This window comes from Allopusillimonas ginsengisoli (assembly GCF_004153455.1).
Lineage (GTDB): Bacteria > Pseudomonadota > Gammaproteobacteria > Burkholderiales > Burkholderiaceae_B > Allopusillimonas > Allopusillimonas ginsengisoli.
Genome location: NZ_SDQE01000015.1, coordinates 13,789 through 28,416, shown reverse-complemented (window position 1 = coordinate 28,416; position 14,628 = coordinate 13,789). Strand labels below are relative to the sequence as shown.

The window sequence follows — 14,628 nt, the reverse complement described above, 5'->3', positions numbered from 1 at the left end:
TGCAGGAGATTTCAATGACAGAAAAGGTGAAGATAAAGCGCGTATACGATGCAGCGGAACGAAGCGATGGCGTGCGAATACTGGTGGATAGGCTTTGGCCACGCGGCGTGTCCAAAGAAGATCTCAAGTACGATATCTGGAACAAGGATCTCGCGCCAAGTCCGGCACTGCGCAAGTGGTTTGGCCACAAGGTCGAACACTGGAAGCAGTTTCGCGACAGTTATCAGTCTGAATTGCGCGCGCCCGAGCAAGTTGAACGTATGCGCGCCGTGATTCATGAGGCCAAGGGTCGGAACATAACGCTGGTGTACGCAGCAAAGGACCCAGACCACAATCATGCATTGATTCTGGCGCAGGAATTTAACCGTCTATACTGACTACTGATGTCATCTTCGGCCGCGATGAATAGTCGGGGTTACGCCTACATCCTTTATGCCAAGGAGGGCAGCGATGCGCAAGTCGCGAATGTTCTGGTTTATCTGCTGCATCCTGTTGGGCGCAGTGATGCTGGCCGGCTTGCCGGGTCAGGAACAAAGCCATGCCCAGGCGGCACAGGAACAGGCATCTCAGAATACAAGCGCCACACCGTCTGATTCCCCGACGCCTCGGCCTGACGCCGGCGGCGCTGATGCCACCGCGTCGCCGGATGGCAGTGCGACAACGCCAGCGACCCGTGGCGGCACGCCTACGGTCACTGTCCTGAACGTACAAGGCATCATCAGTCCCGCAACGTCAGATTTTGTTACTCGGGGCATACGCGATGCCGCGGAACAGCGCGCCATGCTGATTATCCTGCAGATGGATACTCCGGGGGGCCTTGATACCTCCATGCGATCCATCATCCGCCAGATTCTGGCATCGCCCGTACCCGTGGCAACCTTCGTCAGTCCGGGCGGCGCCAGAGCTGCCAGTGCCGGTGCATTCATTCTTTACGCCAGTCATATCGCGGCGATGACACCAGCCAGCAATCTGGGCGCGGCCTCGCCGGTATCGATCGGCGGCGCCGCGCCATCTGGCGATCAGCCCGATACCAAGCCCGCGGGCAAGACAGCCCAGAATCCGTCAGGCGATACCGGCCAAGCAGACAAGGCCAATCAAGGGAAAACAGAGGGCGATGCCGCCCGCGACAGCGATTCGCAGCGGGGCGCGCCCATCGAGGGCAGCACCAGCACAGACACCATGACGCGCAAGGTCACCAACGACGCGGCGGCCTACTTGCGGAGTCTCGCGCAACTGCGCGGGCGAAATGCCGAGTTCGCCCAGGAGGCCGTGCTGCAGGCGCGTAGTCTGTCTTCAAGCGAGGCGCTGGAAGCCAAGGTGATCGACCTCGTTGCCAAAGACGTACCCGACCTGCTGCACCAACTGAACGGGCGGGAGATAACGCTGGATGACGGGCGCCTGGTTACCCTGCATACGGAGCACGCCGACGTTGTCTACGAGGAGCCCGACTGGCGCACCAATGTCCTGGCGTTAATCGCCAATCCGCAGGTAGCGCTTGTATTGATGATGATAGGTGTCTACGGCCTGTTCTTTGAGCTGACCAGCCCCGGGCTCGGGGTGCCGGGGATAGCCGGGCTTATCAGCCTCCTGCTGGGTCTTTACGCCTTTCAACTGTTGCCCGTCAACTGGGCGGGGCTGGGCCTGGCGGTGGCAGGGCTGGCCATGATGATAGGAGAGGTGTTCCTGCCTAGTTTTGGCGCGCTTGGCATAGGTGGCATCATTGCGTTCGTCTTTGGCGGGCTGATGCTGATGGATACGGGTATCCCGGCCTATGACCTGTCTATTCCTTTCTTGATTGGACTGGCGATCGTCACAGCGATGTTCATTATTTTGACAGGCTTGATGGCCAGAAGAGCGCATCAGCAGGCCGTCGTCAGCGGGCGGGAAGGCATGTTGGGACGCAAGGGCGTTGTTACATCCATCGCCAACAATACGGTATATGCCGAGGTGGATGGAGAAAGCTGGCGCGTACGCGCCGATCAGCGCCTGAGTCCTGGCGATGAGGTGGAAGTAGTCAGCATGGATGGTTTGACGCTGCAGGTAGTATTGCGGCCGTCAAGCGCCATGAAACGTGAACCAACCGAGGGATCCTGATCATGTTCTACAGTATTAATATCGGATTATCCGCGATCGCTATTGTCCTCTTGCTGGTGATTATCAACGCCATCAAGATCTTGCGGGAATATCAACGCGGCGTGGTGTTCACGCTGGGTCGTTTCACAGGCGTCAAAGGCCCTGGACTGGTCTTTGTGATCCCCGTTCTGCAGCAAATGGTGCGCGTGGATCTGCGCGTCGTGACCATGGACGTACCCAGCCAGGATGTGATTTCTCGTGACAACGTGTCCGTGAAGGTCAACGCCGTGGTGTATTTCAGGGTGGTTGCCCCCGACAAGGCCATCATCCAGGTCGAACGTTACCTGGATGCCACCAGTCAATTGGCTCAGACGACTTTGCGCGCTGTGCTGGGTAAGCATGAACTGGACGAGATGCTCTCCGAACGCGAGAAACTGAATTTCGACGTCCAGCAGATTCTTGACGCTCAGACGGATTCGTGGGGCATCAAGGTAACCAACGTAGAGATCAAACATATCGACTTGAACGAAAACATGGTACGCGCCATTGCCAGACAGGCTGAGGCCGAGCGTGAACGGCGCGCCAAGGTCATCCATGCGGAGGGCGAAAAACAGGCCGCTCAGGCGCTTATGGAAGCCGCAGAAATTCTTGCCGCCCAACCATCGGCTCTGCAGCTCCGTTACTTGCAAACGCTCACGCAGGTTGCCGGCGACAAGTCTTCAACAATCGTCTTTCCCATTCCTGTCGATTTGCTGACATCATTCCTCAGCAAGAAATCGGAATAGGGGTCATTATCTGGAGAAAAATAAATGCAAATAGGTATGGTCGGGCTGGGCCGCATGGGTAGCAATATGGTGCGGCGGCTATTGCGCAACGGTCAGGAATGCGTGGTCTACGACTCGCATCCTGATGCTGTGCGTGCGCTGGCCAGTCATGGCGCCATTGGCTGCGATACCCTGAACGACATGGTGTCTGCCTTGCAGACACCGCGCGCGATCTGGCTGATGGTGCCAGCCGCTGTGGTTGATCAGGTGCTTGAGCGTCTGGTGCCTATGCTGGATTCCGAGGATATTGTCATAGACGGCGGCAACTCTTCATATCACGATGACATTCGCCGTGCGGGACAATTGCGCGATGCCGGCCTGCACTATATGGATGTGGGCACCAGCGGCGGCGTGTATGGTCTCGATCGGGGCTACTGCCTGATGATCGGCGGCGACGATGCGGCGTTCCAGCGCATGGAGCCTGTCTTTGCGGCCCTGGCGCCGGGCAAGGATAGCGTGGTCCCAACGCCCGGGCGGCCAGAGGGCGGGTCTGCGGACCTGGGCTATCTGCATTGCGGCGCACACGGTGCAGGCCATTTTGTGAAAATGGTTCATAACGGCATCGAGTACGGCATCATGGCAGCCTACGCCGAAGGGCTCAATATTTTGCATCGTGCGGGCATCGGTGCCCATCAGCGCGAAATGGACGCTGAAACCACGCCGCTACGCCATCCTGAGCATTATCAGTACAACTTTGACCTGCCCGAAATTACCGAACTCTGGCGCCGAGGCAGTGTCATAGGTTCATGGCTGCTGGATTTGACTGCTCAGGCCCTTCAGGGAAACGCCACGCTGGACAACTATTCCGGCCATGTATCGGATTCCGGAGAAGGCCGTTGGGCGCTCTCCGCAGCCATCGACGAGGGCGTTCCTACGCCTGTCCTGAGTGCCGCGTTGTTTTCACGATTCGAATCCCGTGGCAACGCCGATTTTGCCAACAAAGTGTTGTCTGCCATGCGTCACCAATTTGGCGGCCACATCGAAAAATCGCCAGGAGGCAAGCACGAATGAGCAAACAGTCAAGCGCGAACAGGCCTGATGAATTGCTGGCGCAGGCCGACGCGCTGGTGCTGTTTGGGATGACAGGAGATTTGGCCTACAAGAAGATCTTTCCTGCGCTGTATTTCATGGCACAGCAAGGCCGCCTGAACGTACCGATTGTTGGGGTCGCCAGTTCGAGCATGAATCGGGCGCAGCTGACAAAACGCATTCGGGAGAGCGTAAAAGCGCTTAATCGCCGCATCGACAGGCAAGCCTTCGATCACCTGATTTCCCAAGTCAGCTATATAGATGGCGACTATCGCGCGCCAGAAACATTCGACAAACTCAGGCAGGCGCTCCGCGGCGCGCAAAGGCCGGCTCATTATCTGGCCATACCGCCGTCCCTGTTTTCGACCGTGATCGAAGGGCTGGACCGCAGCGGGCTGGCGAAAGATGCGCGCGTCATAGTCGAAAAGCCGTTTGGCCGCGATCTTGCCTCAGCACGCGAACTCAATCGCCTGGCCTCTTCCGTGTTCCCCAAAGAAGCCATTTTTCGCATTGATCACTTCCTGGGCAAAGAGGCGATCATGAACATTCTGTACTTTCGATTTGCCAACGCGTTTCTGGAACCGTTCTGGAACCGAAACCATGTAGAAAGCGTGCAGATCACGTTGGCGGAGAGCTTCGGCGTTGGAAGCCGGGGCGCTTTTTACGAAAGTGCGGGCTGCTTGCGCGATGTAATCCAGAATCATTTATTTCAGATCATGGCGCTGCTCGCCATGGAACCGCCTGCGGCCAAAGGCTACGCCGCCGTACATGCTGAAAAGGCCAAAGTGTTCAAGGCCTTGCGCCCCATGAGGCAAGAAGATCTGGTGCGCGGGCAATATCGCGGCTATCGCAAAGAATCGCATGTGGACAGGCGCTCGGACGTCGAAACGTATTGCGCAGTGCGATTGTTTATTGATTCATGGCGCTGGTCGGGCGTCCCATGGTTCTTGCGCTCGGGGAAGTGTCTGGCAACCAATGCCGCGGAGGTTGTGGTGCGCCTGAAGCCGCCTCCTCAGTCACTGTTCGATGATGCTCAGGCCAACTTGGGAACGCCCAATTATCTGCGGTTTCGATTGGCCCCCCGCTCGGCGGTCGCGCTTGCTGCGCGGGTGAAAAAACCTGGTAAGGAGTTCACCGGCGCGCAGCACGAACTCTATTTGCTCGACGCCGATACCCGCGAAGAGCCACCCTATGCACGCTTGCTCTCGGATGCGCTGTCGGGTGATCGGGCGCTATTCACCAGCGAAAGCGCCATTGAAGCCGCGTGGGCGGCAGTGGAACCCGTTCTGAACCACCACGATAAAGCACTGCCATATGCCCAGGGCAGTTGGGGCCCGAGACAGGCAGAGGCGCTGGTGGCTGACCATGGTGGCTGGCATAACCCAGAACCCGAGTCATCACCCTGCGATAATGGCACGACGCGCGCGGCGATCTAGGGTGGCGCGAGAACTCGGGCCTTGAGTGCTTATTTCACCAGGGTAACCGGTACCTTTGAGAGGCTGATGACTTTGGTGGAAACAGATCCCAGCACCAAGCCCGTGACCAGCCCTTTGCCCCGCGTACCCATGATTATCTGGTCACAGTCGTGCTTGCTCGCGTAATCAGCAATAGAAATTCCGACCGGGCCAACGACCACCTCTACCGTGTGTGACAGACCCGATTTGTCAAGAACAGTCTGAGCAGGCGCGAGGGCATTGCGACCTTCTTCCTCGTAGTAGGCATGGATCGCCTCTGCCGAAAAGAAACGGGTGACATTGCCCGATACGATGGGCGGCTGGACGGTAATAACGTGCAAGTTCGCACCCTCAACAGACATGGCCATTTTGATGGCGGTCTGAAGCGCGCGTATCGACGATTCCGAACCATCAACGGGTATGAGAAAGTTTTTCATGAGAGCCTCTTGATATCGTTATTTCGGGTGTCGGCATGATGTTTAAATTTGGTGCATACCGGCCGACTGCTTTATATTAAAAGATGAAGTCACCAATCGTGGCATGATTTACATCAAACATGCAGGAGGACTATGACTGCCCGAATCGAAGACTACGCATTGCTGGGTAATTGCCGCACCGCCGCGCTGGTATCGAAAACCGGTTCTATTGACTGGCTATGCTTTCCGAGATTCGACGGGGCAGCTTGCTTTGCCGCTTTGTTGGGCACGTCTGAAAATGGCCGTTGGCAAATCGCTCCTTCAGCACCAGTGCTCGCGGTTCGGCGCAGCTATCAAGATGGCACGCTCATACTTGAAACCACGTTTGTGACGGAGCAAGGCGAGGCCAAGCTGATTGATTTCATGCCCTCTACCTTCCGTCACTCCAGCGTCGCACGGATTGTGGTCGGCGTCAAAGGTTCTGTGGCTTTCAATATGGACTTGGCCATGCGTTTTGACTATGGCCATACCGTGCCATGGGTCGAACGCTATGAAGCGCAGACGCTAACGGCGGTTGCAGGGCCAGATATGCTTGTGCTGCGCACGCCAGCAGTCCTGAAGCCCCGGGCAAAGCACACAACCAGCCAGTTCACTGTCTCGGCGGGAGAACGCGTCCATTTCACGCTTACCCACCAGCCCTCGCACGAACCCGTAACAGCCGCGTTCGATGTGGATACCGCACTCACCAAGACAGATTACTTCTGGCGTGAGTTCTCCAGCCGGTGTCCGGATGTCGGTCCCTGGACGGATTTGGTCAAGCGATCACTGATCACGCTCAAGGCGCTTACCTATCTGCCTACGGGAGGGATTGTGGCCGCTGCCACGACCTCGCTCCCGGAACAACTTGGCGGGCAACGTAACTGGGACTATCGCTATTGCTGGCTGCGGGATGCCACCATTACGCTGATGGCATTTATGAAACTGGGTTATTTCGACGAGGCTCATGCGTGGCGGGAGTGGCTGGCGCGTTCCGTGGCCGGGCGGCCTGATCAGATGCAGATCATGTATGGCCTGGCAGGTGAGCGTCGTCTTCCTGAACTGGAGATCCCCTGGCTGGCAGGCTACGAAGGCGCCTCGCCCGTGCGAATAGGCAATGCTGCCGCAACGCAGCGCCAGCTTGATGTTTTCGGCGAAGTGGCAGACGCCATGGAGCAAGCGATCAAGGGGCATCTGCCCCAGCATCCCCGCATAGAGGCCATCGCCCAGGTCATCGTGCCATTTTTGGAGAAAGCCTGGCGACAGCCCGACGAGGGCATATGGGAGATTCGCGCCCAGCGGCAACATTTCACGCACTCCAAGGTCATGGCCTGGGTGGCGTTTGATCGAATTTCCACCGTAGCGCATGGCATCGAGAATGGTCAGGAGTTTGCGGCAAACTGTCGCCGCATTGCGAACGAGATCCATGAACAGGTGTGCAAGGAAGCCTACGACGAAGAGCTTGGGAGCTTCGTGCAGTATTACGGATGCAAATGCCTGGACTCCAGCCTGTTGCAGATCCCCTTGACCGGTTTCCTGCCGCCGGACGATCCGCGCGTTGTCGGCACCGTCGCCGCCATCGAGAACCGTCTGATGCGTGATGGCTTGCTGATGCGCTACGAATCCGAATCCGGCGTTGATGGCTTGCCGCCGGGTGAGGGGGCTTTTCTGGTGTGTTCCTTTTGGCTGGCAGACGTCTATGTATTGCAGGGCCGGCATGATGATGCCCAGACCTTGTACGAACATCTTGCCGCCCTATGCAATGATGTCGGTTTGCTCGCCGAGCAATACGACACGACGGACAAACGCATGTTGGGGAATTTCCCGCAGGCTTTCAGCCATGTTGGTATCATCAACACCGCGCTGAACCTGCATCGCATTCAAGGCCCAGCCCAGGAAAGGGCGCAGGGCTGATATTCAGACATACTGCATCCACACGCAACATGAAGAAGCTGTCCAATGATCACAATATTGAAACCATTGTTGCCCGCGTCAGCGGCCATGTGCAAGGAGTGGGATTTCGCGCAGCCACTGTACGCCAGGCACATTTATTGAGCGTGCGCGGATGGGTACGCAATCTTGATGACGGCGCTGTGGAGGTTCTGATGCAGGCCACGCCCGACAGAGTGGACCGCCTGCTGTCATGGCTCCATACAGGCCCTCCCGCTGCCCGCGTTCGAGAGGTAACGCATGAGGTGTCGCACACCGAAAGACGCCACGATCGTTTCGAACAGATATAAAACAAACGCGGTGCTGAATCAGGGCTCAATGGACGGCAACTGATCAGGAAAATCACGCTTTTTCTGTATCGCTGGCACAGCCCGCCCTTTGAGCAGAAGATGCCAGTAAAAATAGGGTAGCCAGGTTTTCTTGAGTGACCAATACAGGCGGCGTGGTTGGCGTGGATCCAGGGGCAGGCTGGGGGTGACCACGCCACCGTAGCTGAACTCCGCGAGCAGTACCTTGCCTGCCGAGGTGGTGAGCGGACAGGCGGCATAGCCATCGTAGCGCGCCTGCAACGGGGCTGCCTTCAAATGAGACAGCACATTCTTCACCACGACCGGAACTTGCGCCTTGACCGCAGCGGCTGTCTTGCTGTTCGGCGCGGAAGTGCAATCGCCAATACCGAAAATGTTTGCATGGCGTACGTGCTGTAGCGTGGCGGCATCCACCTCCAGCCAACCGGCCTCGTTCGCCAATGTGCTGGACCGAATGAAGTCGGGCGCGCCTTGGGGCGGGACCACATGCAGCAAATCAAACCTGACGTGCTCGCGTTGTGTTTCGCCATCCACCTTGTGTTCGAATGTCGCGGTTTTGTTCGGGCCATCAACAGCGACCAGCTCGCGGTTGAATACCGTATTGGCGCCATAGGCTGCCATGACCTCGTCCAGCGCTTTGGCGTAGAAGGGTACGCCAAATACCGCGCCGGCGGCGGAGTAAAAATACAGCTCGGCCTTGATACCTTGTCGGCGGAAGTAATCCGCCGACAGGTAAAGCGCTTTCTGGGGCGCGCCAGCGCATTTGATCGGCGTGCCAGGCTGCGTGAAAATGGCCGTGCCGCCCTTGAATTCGTTTACACAGCGCCAGGTATAGGGTGCAAGATCGCGGCGATAGTTGCTGGTTACGCCATTGTGTCCAAGCGTTTCGCTCAGGCCTTCTATGGCGTTCCAGTTCAGCTGTATCCCAGCCGCAACAATCAGCACCTCGTAGGCAATGCGCCGGCCATCCTGCAATCCGACCAGTTTGTTTTCCGGCATGAAACTTGTTGCCTGCCCGTTGATCAACACGGTGGAGGGGGGCAGCAGGCTGGCTGTGTCGCGGCGCGTTGCGTTGATGTTGTACTGCCCGCCGCCCACCAGCGTCCAGCCCGGTTGGTAATAGTGGGAGTCCGAAGGCTCGATCAGCGCGATTTCGAGGCCTGGGTTGGCCCGGCGCAATGAAGCAGCGACGGCGATTCCTCCCGTGCCTGCTCCGATGATGACGACGGTATAACGTGCTGTTTGCTCACGGTCTGTATTCATCTGCATGCCTATATGCTTATCGATAACCACTATCACGGCCACCATGGGGATACTTGATTCAGGATAACGGCAGATATCTGTTTCCTGCAATAGCAAGCCCCCAAATATCCGGGTTTGTATCCTGATATTTGGGGGCCAGGCGAGCATGGTTGCAGGTTTATGTTGCAAACCTGCGATGAATTAGTCTTCTTCGACGAAAGCCTCTTCGCGTTTTTTCTTGACCGATGGCAGCGCCACGATAACGACGAGCGCAAACGCAACGATCAGCAACGACAGTGAGAGCGGCCGTGTAACAAAAGTGGTGTAATCGCCGCGGGCCAGCAGCAGCGCCCGGCGGAAGTTTTCTTCCATCATGGGGCCAAGCACCAGGCCGAGCAGCAATGGCGCACCTTCACACTTGAGCTTGGCCCAGGTGTAGCCGATCAGGCCAAATGCCGCGGTCATCCAGATATCGAAGACGTTGTAGTTCAGCGAATATACACCTATCGTGCAGAAGACCAGTATGGCTGGAAACAGGATTCGATACGGCACTTTCAGGAGCTTGACCCACAGGCCCACCAAGGGCAGGTTCAGGACAATCAGCATCAAGTTGCCTATCCACATCGAGACGATCAGGCCCCAGAACAAATCCGGGTGGCTGGTCATCACCTGGGGGCCAGGCTGGATGTTGTGGATGGTCATCGCGCCTATCATCAAGGCCGTCACAGCGTTGCCAGGAATACCCAGTGTAAGCAACGGGATGAAAGACGTCTGCGCCGCAGCATTGTTGGCGGACTCAGGGCCGGCCAGGCCGGCAGGGTGACCTTTGCCAAAACGCTCAGGATTCTTGGAGATTTTTTTCTCCAGCGTATACGAGGCAAAGGAAGACAGCACGGCGCCGCCGCCTGGCAGAATTCCGAGACAAGATCCCAATGCCGTTCCGCGCACGCAGGCGGGCCACGCTTCCTTGAACTCTTGCCTGTTGGGATAGAGAGAGCCGACTTTGTCCGTGATATCGACACGCTGATCGCGCAGCTCCAGGTTCGTCATGATTTCGGCGAAACCGAACACGCCCATCGCAACCACGGCAAAGTCAATACCATCCTGTAGTTCGGGGATGCCGAAATCGTAGCGGGCGACGCCGGAGTTCACATCCGTGCCGATCATGCCCAGCAGCAGGCCCAGCAGGATCATGCAGATCGCTTTGGGCAAGGAGCCCGAGGCGAGCACGACGGCGCCGATCAAGCCCAAGACCATCAGCGAGAAGTATTCGGCGGGGCCGAACTTGAAGGCAACCTCAGCCAGGGGAGGCGCAAAGCCAGCCAGCAGCACGGTTGCAAAACAACCAGCGAAGAATGAGCCGATGGCGGCGATGGCCAGCGCTGCGCCGGCGCGCCCGTTGCGCGCCATCTGGTGGCCATCGAGCACCGTGACCACCGCAGAGGTTTCACCGGGTAGCGCCACGAGAATGGCTGTCGTTGATCCTCCGTACTGCGCGCCGTAGTATATGCCTGCCAGCATGATCAGGCCTGCCACCGGCGGAAGCACATAAGTAATGGGCAACAGCATGGCGATGGTAGGCACCGGACCGATACCGGGCAGAACGCCGATCAAGGTACCCAGCAGACAGCCCAACAGGCAATAGGCGACGTTCTCCATCGTCAATGCCACGGAAAAACCCAGGCTCAAATGTTCAAGCAATTCCATTTCTTATATCCCCTAGGTTCCGAGAAAGGTGGGCCACAGCGGGAAAATCAGCCCTAAACCCTTGATGAAGGCCAGCCATACGAACAGCGTCATGAAAATGCCGTTAATGGCGGCAATCTTCCAACTGAACACGTGACTGGCGAAGCTGCTGAGAAACACCAACAGGAAAACCGAGATGTAAACACCCAGGAAATTCATGATGACGCCGGTAAAGGCGACCGAGCCGATAATGATGAAGGCAATGCTGAAGTCGAATCGCTCCAGCGAGAGCTTTTCGGCCTTGGATGACAAGGCGCTCAAGCCGACGACCGACCCGAGTATGGCCAGACATAACCCCAGCCAGAAGGGAAAATAGCCTGGCCCCATGCGCGCTGCGGTACCCATGGAGTACCGGGTTGCGCCAATGGCGAATCCCAGGCCGATGACGACGAACATGACGCCGGCCCAGAAATCCTGTTTATTTCTGATCTTCATTTTTGTTGATCCTCTCTCCACACCCTGTGATAACGGAACACACCGTAAATCGTCGAACACACGCCACAAGAACTGTCGCGCAAGCCCGTTAACTGCCGGAATGAAACGAACGTGAAATCATAGGAGAGATAGGGTGGGGCTGGCGCAAAAAGAGGATTACCACAACATTACCGAACGGTAATGGGGGGCTGGTGACGTTTGCATGGACGCGGGCGAGAGGCCCTGCTAGTGCTCCGCCAGTGGAAGCTGAATGCGTACGCGAAAACCAGGTTGTGCGTCCTCGAACCACACCTGGCCTTCATGCAGGGAGATGATGGCTCTGACTGACGCCAGGCCCAGCCCATAACCCGGCGCATCGGGGCGCAGGCGATAAAAGCGCGTGCCAACATGCTCCATGAACTGGGCTTCAACACCGGGGCCATCGTCGTCAATCGTCAAGATGGCGAATCGGCCTTCCCGGCTTGTGTCGATCACAATATTGGTGCCGTCGCCGGCGTATTTCAGTGAGTTTTCGATGATGTTCACGAAGACGCCAGCCAGAAGGTCGGCGTCCGCCCATACGCGCGGGTCGGCCCCGCAGCGCAGGTGTAGGGTAATGTGCTTTTCCGCGGCTAGGGGTTCAAACAGATCGACGACATCCTCCAGAATGCCGCTTAGGCACAGTTTCTGGAAGGATTGGCGGCGCACGCCTGATTCCGCCTCGGCAATCAGAAGCAGCTTCTCCGTGACGGTAATGAGATCCATGATCTCGCGCCGCGCCTCGTCGATGGCCGCTTCCTGTGCGGGGCCGTCCAGTCGTCGGTGCTGGGCTGCGTGCAGGTTGGCCAGAACTCGGGCCAGAGGCGTGCGTAGATTATGCGCGATTGAGTCCGACACGTTGCGCACGCCGCTCATGAGTGCCTCAATGCGATCAAGCATATGGTTGATGTCGTTACGCAGCCCTGCAAATTCGTCTTCTTCCTGCGCATCCGGTACTCGCCGCGTCAATTCGCCTGTACCCACATGCCTTACCGTATCGCGGATATCCTGCACCCGCCATGTCAGCGCCAGGCGGAACACATAAGTGCCAGCCGCCACCAGCAACATGGCAATGAACGTCGTCAACAGCATCGCCTGGCTGATCAGATGCTTGATCTCCTGCAGGTCGCGTACATCATGGCCCACCACCAATAGCCATCCATTGTCCAGGCGTTGCAGGCGCAAAAAACCTTCTCTTGGGATGCCGTCGCGCAGTACCGCTTCTGAAGTGGTGCTGGACAGCTCATGATCGCCAGGCCCGATATCCATGGGATCGAGATTGCCGGCCAGCTTTACGCCCTGCGCATCCAGCAACAGATACATTTCCGAATCGACATCCGTTTGGTCCGACAACAGGGTGGTGATGGCTGAGGACAGGGCGTGCGCACCCTCATTTTCGTACAGGGCAACCAGTCTGTGCGCCGCCAGTGATATCTGGCGGGAGAACTGCATCTGCAGCAGATTCACTAGCTGCAGGTAGACAAACAGCAGTACGACGATGGTCGTGCCGGCGGCGAGCAGGCTGTAATTGAACGTGAGGCGAAAAGAGACAGACCCCCACAATCGACGCCAGGCTTGTCCTATCTGGCCGATGGTCATGAGTCGTTGCGTGTGTTGCCCGACGGATGATCTCGTTCGGCGAGCATGTAGCCGGCGCCTCTGACGGTATGAATCAGCCACGGTGGTGCATAGGCGCCGTCGATTTTTTGCCGCAAACGGCTGATGGCGGCATCGATGACATTGGTTTGAGGATTGAACTGGTATCCCCATACCGACCCCAGAAGCATGGCGCGCGTGAGGGTTTGCTCTGGATGCATCATCATGTAAGAAAGCAACCGGTATTCACGAGGTTGAAGTGCAATGACCTTGCCGCCACGTGTTACGCGCGGCACGGTCAGGTCCATGCGCAAGTCGGCATACTCGAGCAGCAGGTCGCTCTGGTCGTTCTTTGATCGCCGTATCAGCGCTTCTGTGCGGGCCAGAAGCTCCATCAATGCAAAAGGCTTGACGAGATAGTCGTCGCCGCCGGATTTGAGCCCACGGACGCGCTCGTCGAGCGTCGTCAGCGCACTGAGCACCAGGACGGGCACTTTTTTGCCCAGGCTACGCAAGGTGGTGAGAATCGCCAGCCCATCGATCTGGTTGGGCAGCATACGGTCGAGGATAATGACATCCCATTGCTCGGTCGTCGCCCGCCGCAGGCCCTCGACGCCGTCGTAACAGACCACGGGATGATGCCCCAGCTCACGAAAGCCTTCCGCTACGTAGTGGGCATTGTCCCTGTCGTCTTCGATTATCAGGCATTTCCACATGGACAAATCCTCCGCCGCGCTGTCGCCCGAGTTGGCGCATCAGCCGGCCGCCTGAATTTTAACCGCTATGTAGAATAAGGCTGGAAACCTGCCGGCGCTTACCGGCAAGCCCGCATTATTGCTGGCAAATACCTACCGTTCTGCCAAGATCTGGAGAACTTCTTCGTCGGATGTCTGGGGAAATGATCGATACCATAATCCAACAGCGCGAAATATCTGCGGAATGGACAGACAGACAATATCTGCAACGCCAAGCCGCAAGGACTCCCAGGCTTCTTCAGAGGAAACCGGGGCGGCAACAACGATTTCTGCCGGGTCATGACTGTGGATGGCCGCTACCGCAGCGCGCATGGTACAGCCCGTTGCCAGCCCATCATCGACCACGATCACAATCTTGCCGGCCAGATTCAGCGGCGCGCGGCCGGCGCGGTAGAGCTGTTCGCGGCGACGCAGCTCGGCTTGCTCGAGCACCTTGGCGGTGTCGATCGCGGCCCGATCAACGCGCATGGCCTGCAGTACGTTCTCGTCCAGCACCATGACGTCGCCCGTGGCGATCGCACCCATGGCGTATTCCTTGTGCCCGGGCAGGCCAAGCTTGCGTACAGGCAGCACATCCAGCTTTGCATGCAGCGCCCGAGCAATCTCGGCAGCAACCGGCACACCACCGCGGGGCAAACCCAGTACGATGACATCGCCTCGCCCAGCGTAGGCGTCGGACAATGCGGCGGCGAGCTGGCGACCGGCGTCGCGTCTGTCTTCAAAAAGTGCGTCCATAGGGACTCCGT

Annotated in this window: 14 protein-coding genes; 7 read left to right on the top strand and 7 right to left on the bottom strand. The window is 57.8% G+C overall.

Annotated features, from left to right (window positions below; all coding sequences use genetic code 11):
• The first annotated feature begins 14 nt into the window (after positions 1–14).
• The 5 genes from ERE07_RS19255 (at position 15) to zwf (ending at position 5,362) form a co-directional block, all read left to right on the top strand.
• Positions 15–377, top strand: coding sequence for a DUF488 domain-containing protein (locus ERE07_RS19255; RefSeq protein WP_130010668.1), 363 nt, complete (start codon positions 15–17; stop codon positions 375–377).
• Positions 378–450: 73 nt separating this feature from the next.
• Positions 451–2,094: an NfeD family protein gene (locus ERE07_RS19250; RefSeq protein ID WP_245153789.1), complete on the top strand. Its 1,644-nt coding sequence runs from the start codon at positions 451–453 to the stop codon at positions 2,092–2,094.
• Between the two features lie 2 nt (positions 2,095–2,096).
• Positions 2,097–2,858 (top strand): slipin family protein, encoded by a 762-nt coding sequence (locus ERE07_RS19245; RefSeq protein WP_130010667.1) that lies wholly within the window; start codon positions 2,097–2,099, stop codon positions 2,856–2,858.
• Positions 2,859–2,882: 24 nt separating this feature from the next.
• Complete coding sequence (gene gnd / locus ERE07_RS19240; protein WP_130010666.1) at positions 2,883–3,908, top strand: phosphogluconate dehydrogenase (NAD(+)-dependent, decarboxylating); 1,026 nt, start codon at positions 2,883–2,885, stop codon at positions 3,906–3,908.
• Positions 3,905–5,362 (top strand): glucose-6-phosphate dehydrogenase, encoded by a 1,458-nt coding sequence (zwf, locus tag ERE07_RS19235; protein ID WP_130010665.1) that lies wholly within the window; start codon positions 3,905–3,907, stop codon positions 5,360–5,362. Before gnd ends, zwf begins: the two co-directional genes overlap by 4 nt.
• A 29-nt stretch (positions 5,363–5,391) precedes the next feature.
• Here the strand turns inward: zwf and ERE07_RS19230 are convergent, their stop codons facing one another.
• Positions 5,392–5,817, bottom strand: a complete 426-nt coding sequence (locus ERE07_RS19230; RefSeq protein ID WP_130010664.1) for a universal stress protein — start codon at positions 5,815–5,817, stop codon at positions 5,392–5,394.
• Between the two features lie 132 nt (positions 5,818–5,949).
• Between ERE07_RS19230 and ERE07_RS19225 the strand changes: the two genes are divergently transcribed.
• Entirely contained in the window at positions 5,950–7,746 is a 1,797-nt protein-coding gene (locus tag ERE07_RS19225) for a glycoside hydrolase family 15 protein (RefSeq protein WP_130010663.1), read from the top strand.
• A 29-nt stretch (positions 7,747–7,775) separates the two neighbouring features.
• Positions 7,776–8,072 carry an acylphosphatase gene (locus ERE07_RS19220; protein WP_130010662.1) on the top strand — a complete coding sequence of 99 codons (297 nt, stop codon included), beginning with the start codon at positions 7,776–7,778 and terminating at the stop codon, positions 8,070–8,072.
• 18 nt (positions 8,073–8,090) lie between these two features.
• Here ERE07_RS19220 and ERE07_RS19215 read toward each other — a convergent pair whose 3' ends face one another.
• The 6 genes from ERE07_RS19215 to ERE07_RS19190 form a co-directional block, all read right to left on the bottom strand.
• Positions 8,091–9,353, bottom strand: coding sequence for an NAD(P)/FAD-dependent oxidoreductase (locus ERE07_RS19215; protein WP_130010661.1), 1,263 nt, complete (start codon positions 9,351–9,353; stop codon positions 8,091–8,093).
• A 180-nt stretch (positions 9,354–9,533) separates the two neighbouring features.
• Complete coding sequence (locus ERE07_RS19210; protein ID WP_130010660.1) at positions 9,534–11,039, bottom strand: tripartite tricarboxylate transporter permease; 1,506 nt, start codon at positions 11,037–11,039, stop codon at positions 9,534–9,536.
• Positions 11,040–11,051: 12 nt separating this feature from the next.
• Positions 11,052–11,513: a tripartite tricarboxylate transporter TctB family protein gene (locus ERE07_RS19205; RefSeq protein WP_130010659.1), complete on the bottom strand. Its 462-nt coding sequence runs from the start codon at positions 11,511–11,513 to the stop codon at positions 11,052–11,054.
• Between the two features lie 225 nt (positions 11,514–11,738).
• Positions 11,739–13,130, bottom strand: a complete 1,392-nt coding sequence (locus ERE07_RS19200) for a HAMP domain-containing sensor histidine kinase (protein ID WP_130010658.1) — start codon at positions 13,128–13,130, stop codon at positions 11,739–11,741.
• Positions 13,127–13,843 carry a response regulator transcription factor gene (locus ERE07_RS19195; RefSeq protein ID WP_130010657.1) on the bottom strand — a complete coding sequence of 239 codons (717 nt, stop codon included), beginning with the start codon at positions 13,841–13,843 and terminating at the stop codon, positions 13,127–13,129. The genes ERE07_RS19200 and ERE07_RS19195 overlap by 4 nt, the downstream gene beginning before the upstream one ends.
• Positions 13,844–13,975: 132 nt before the next feature.
• Positions 13,976–14,617 carry a phosphoribosyltransferase gene (locus ERE07_RS19190; protein ID WP_130010656.1) on the bottom strand — a complete coding sequence of 214 codons (642 nt, stop codon included), beginning with the start codon at positions 14,615–14,617 and terminating at the stop codon, positions 13,976–13,978.
• Positions 14,618–14,628 lie beyond the last annotated feature (11 nt).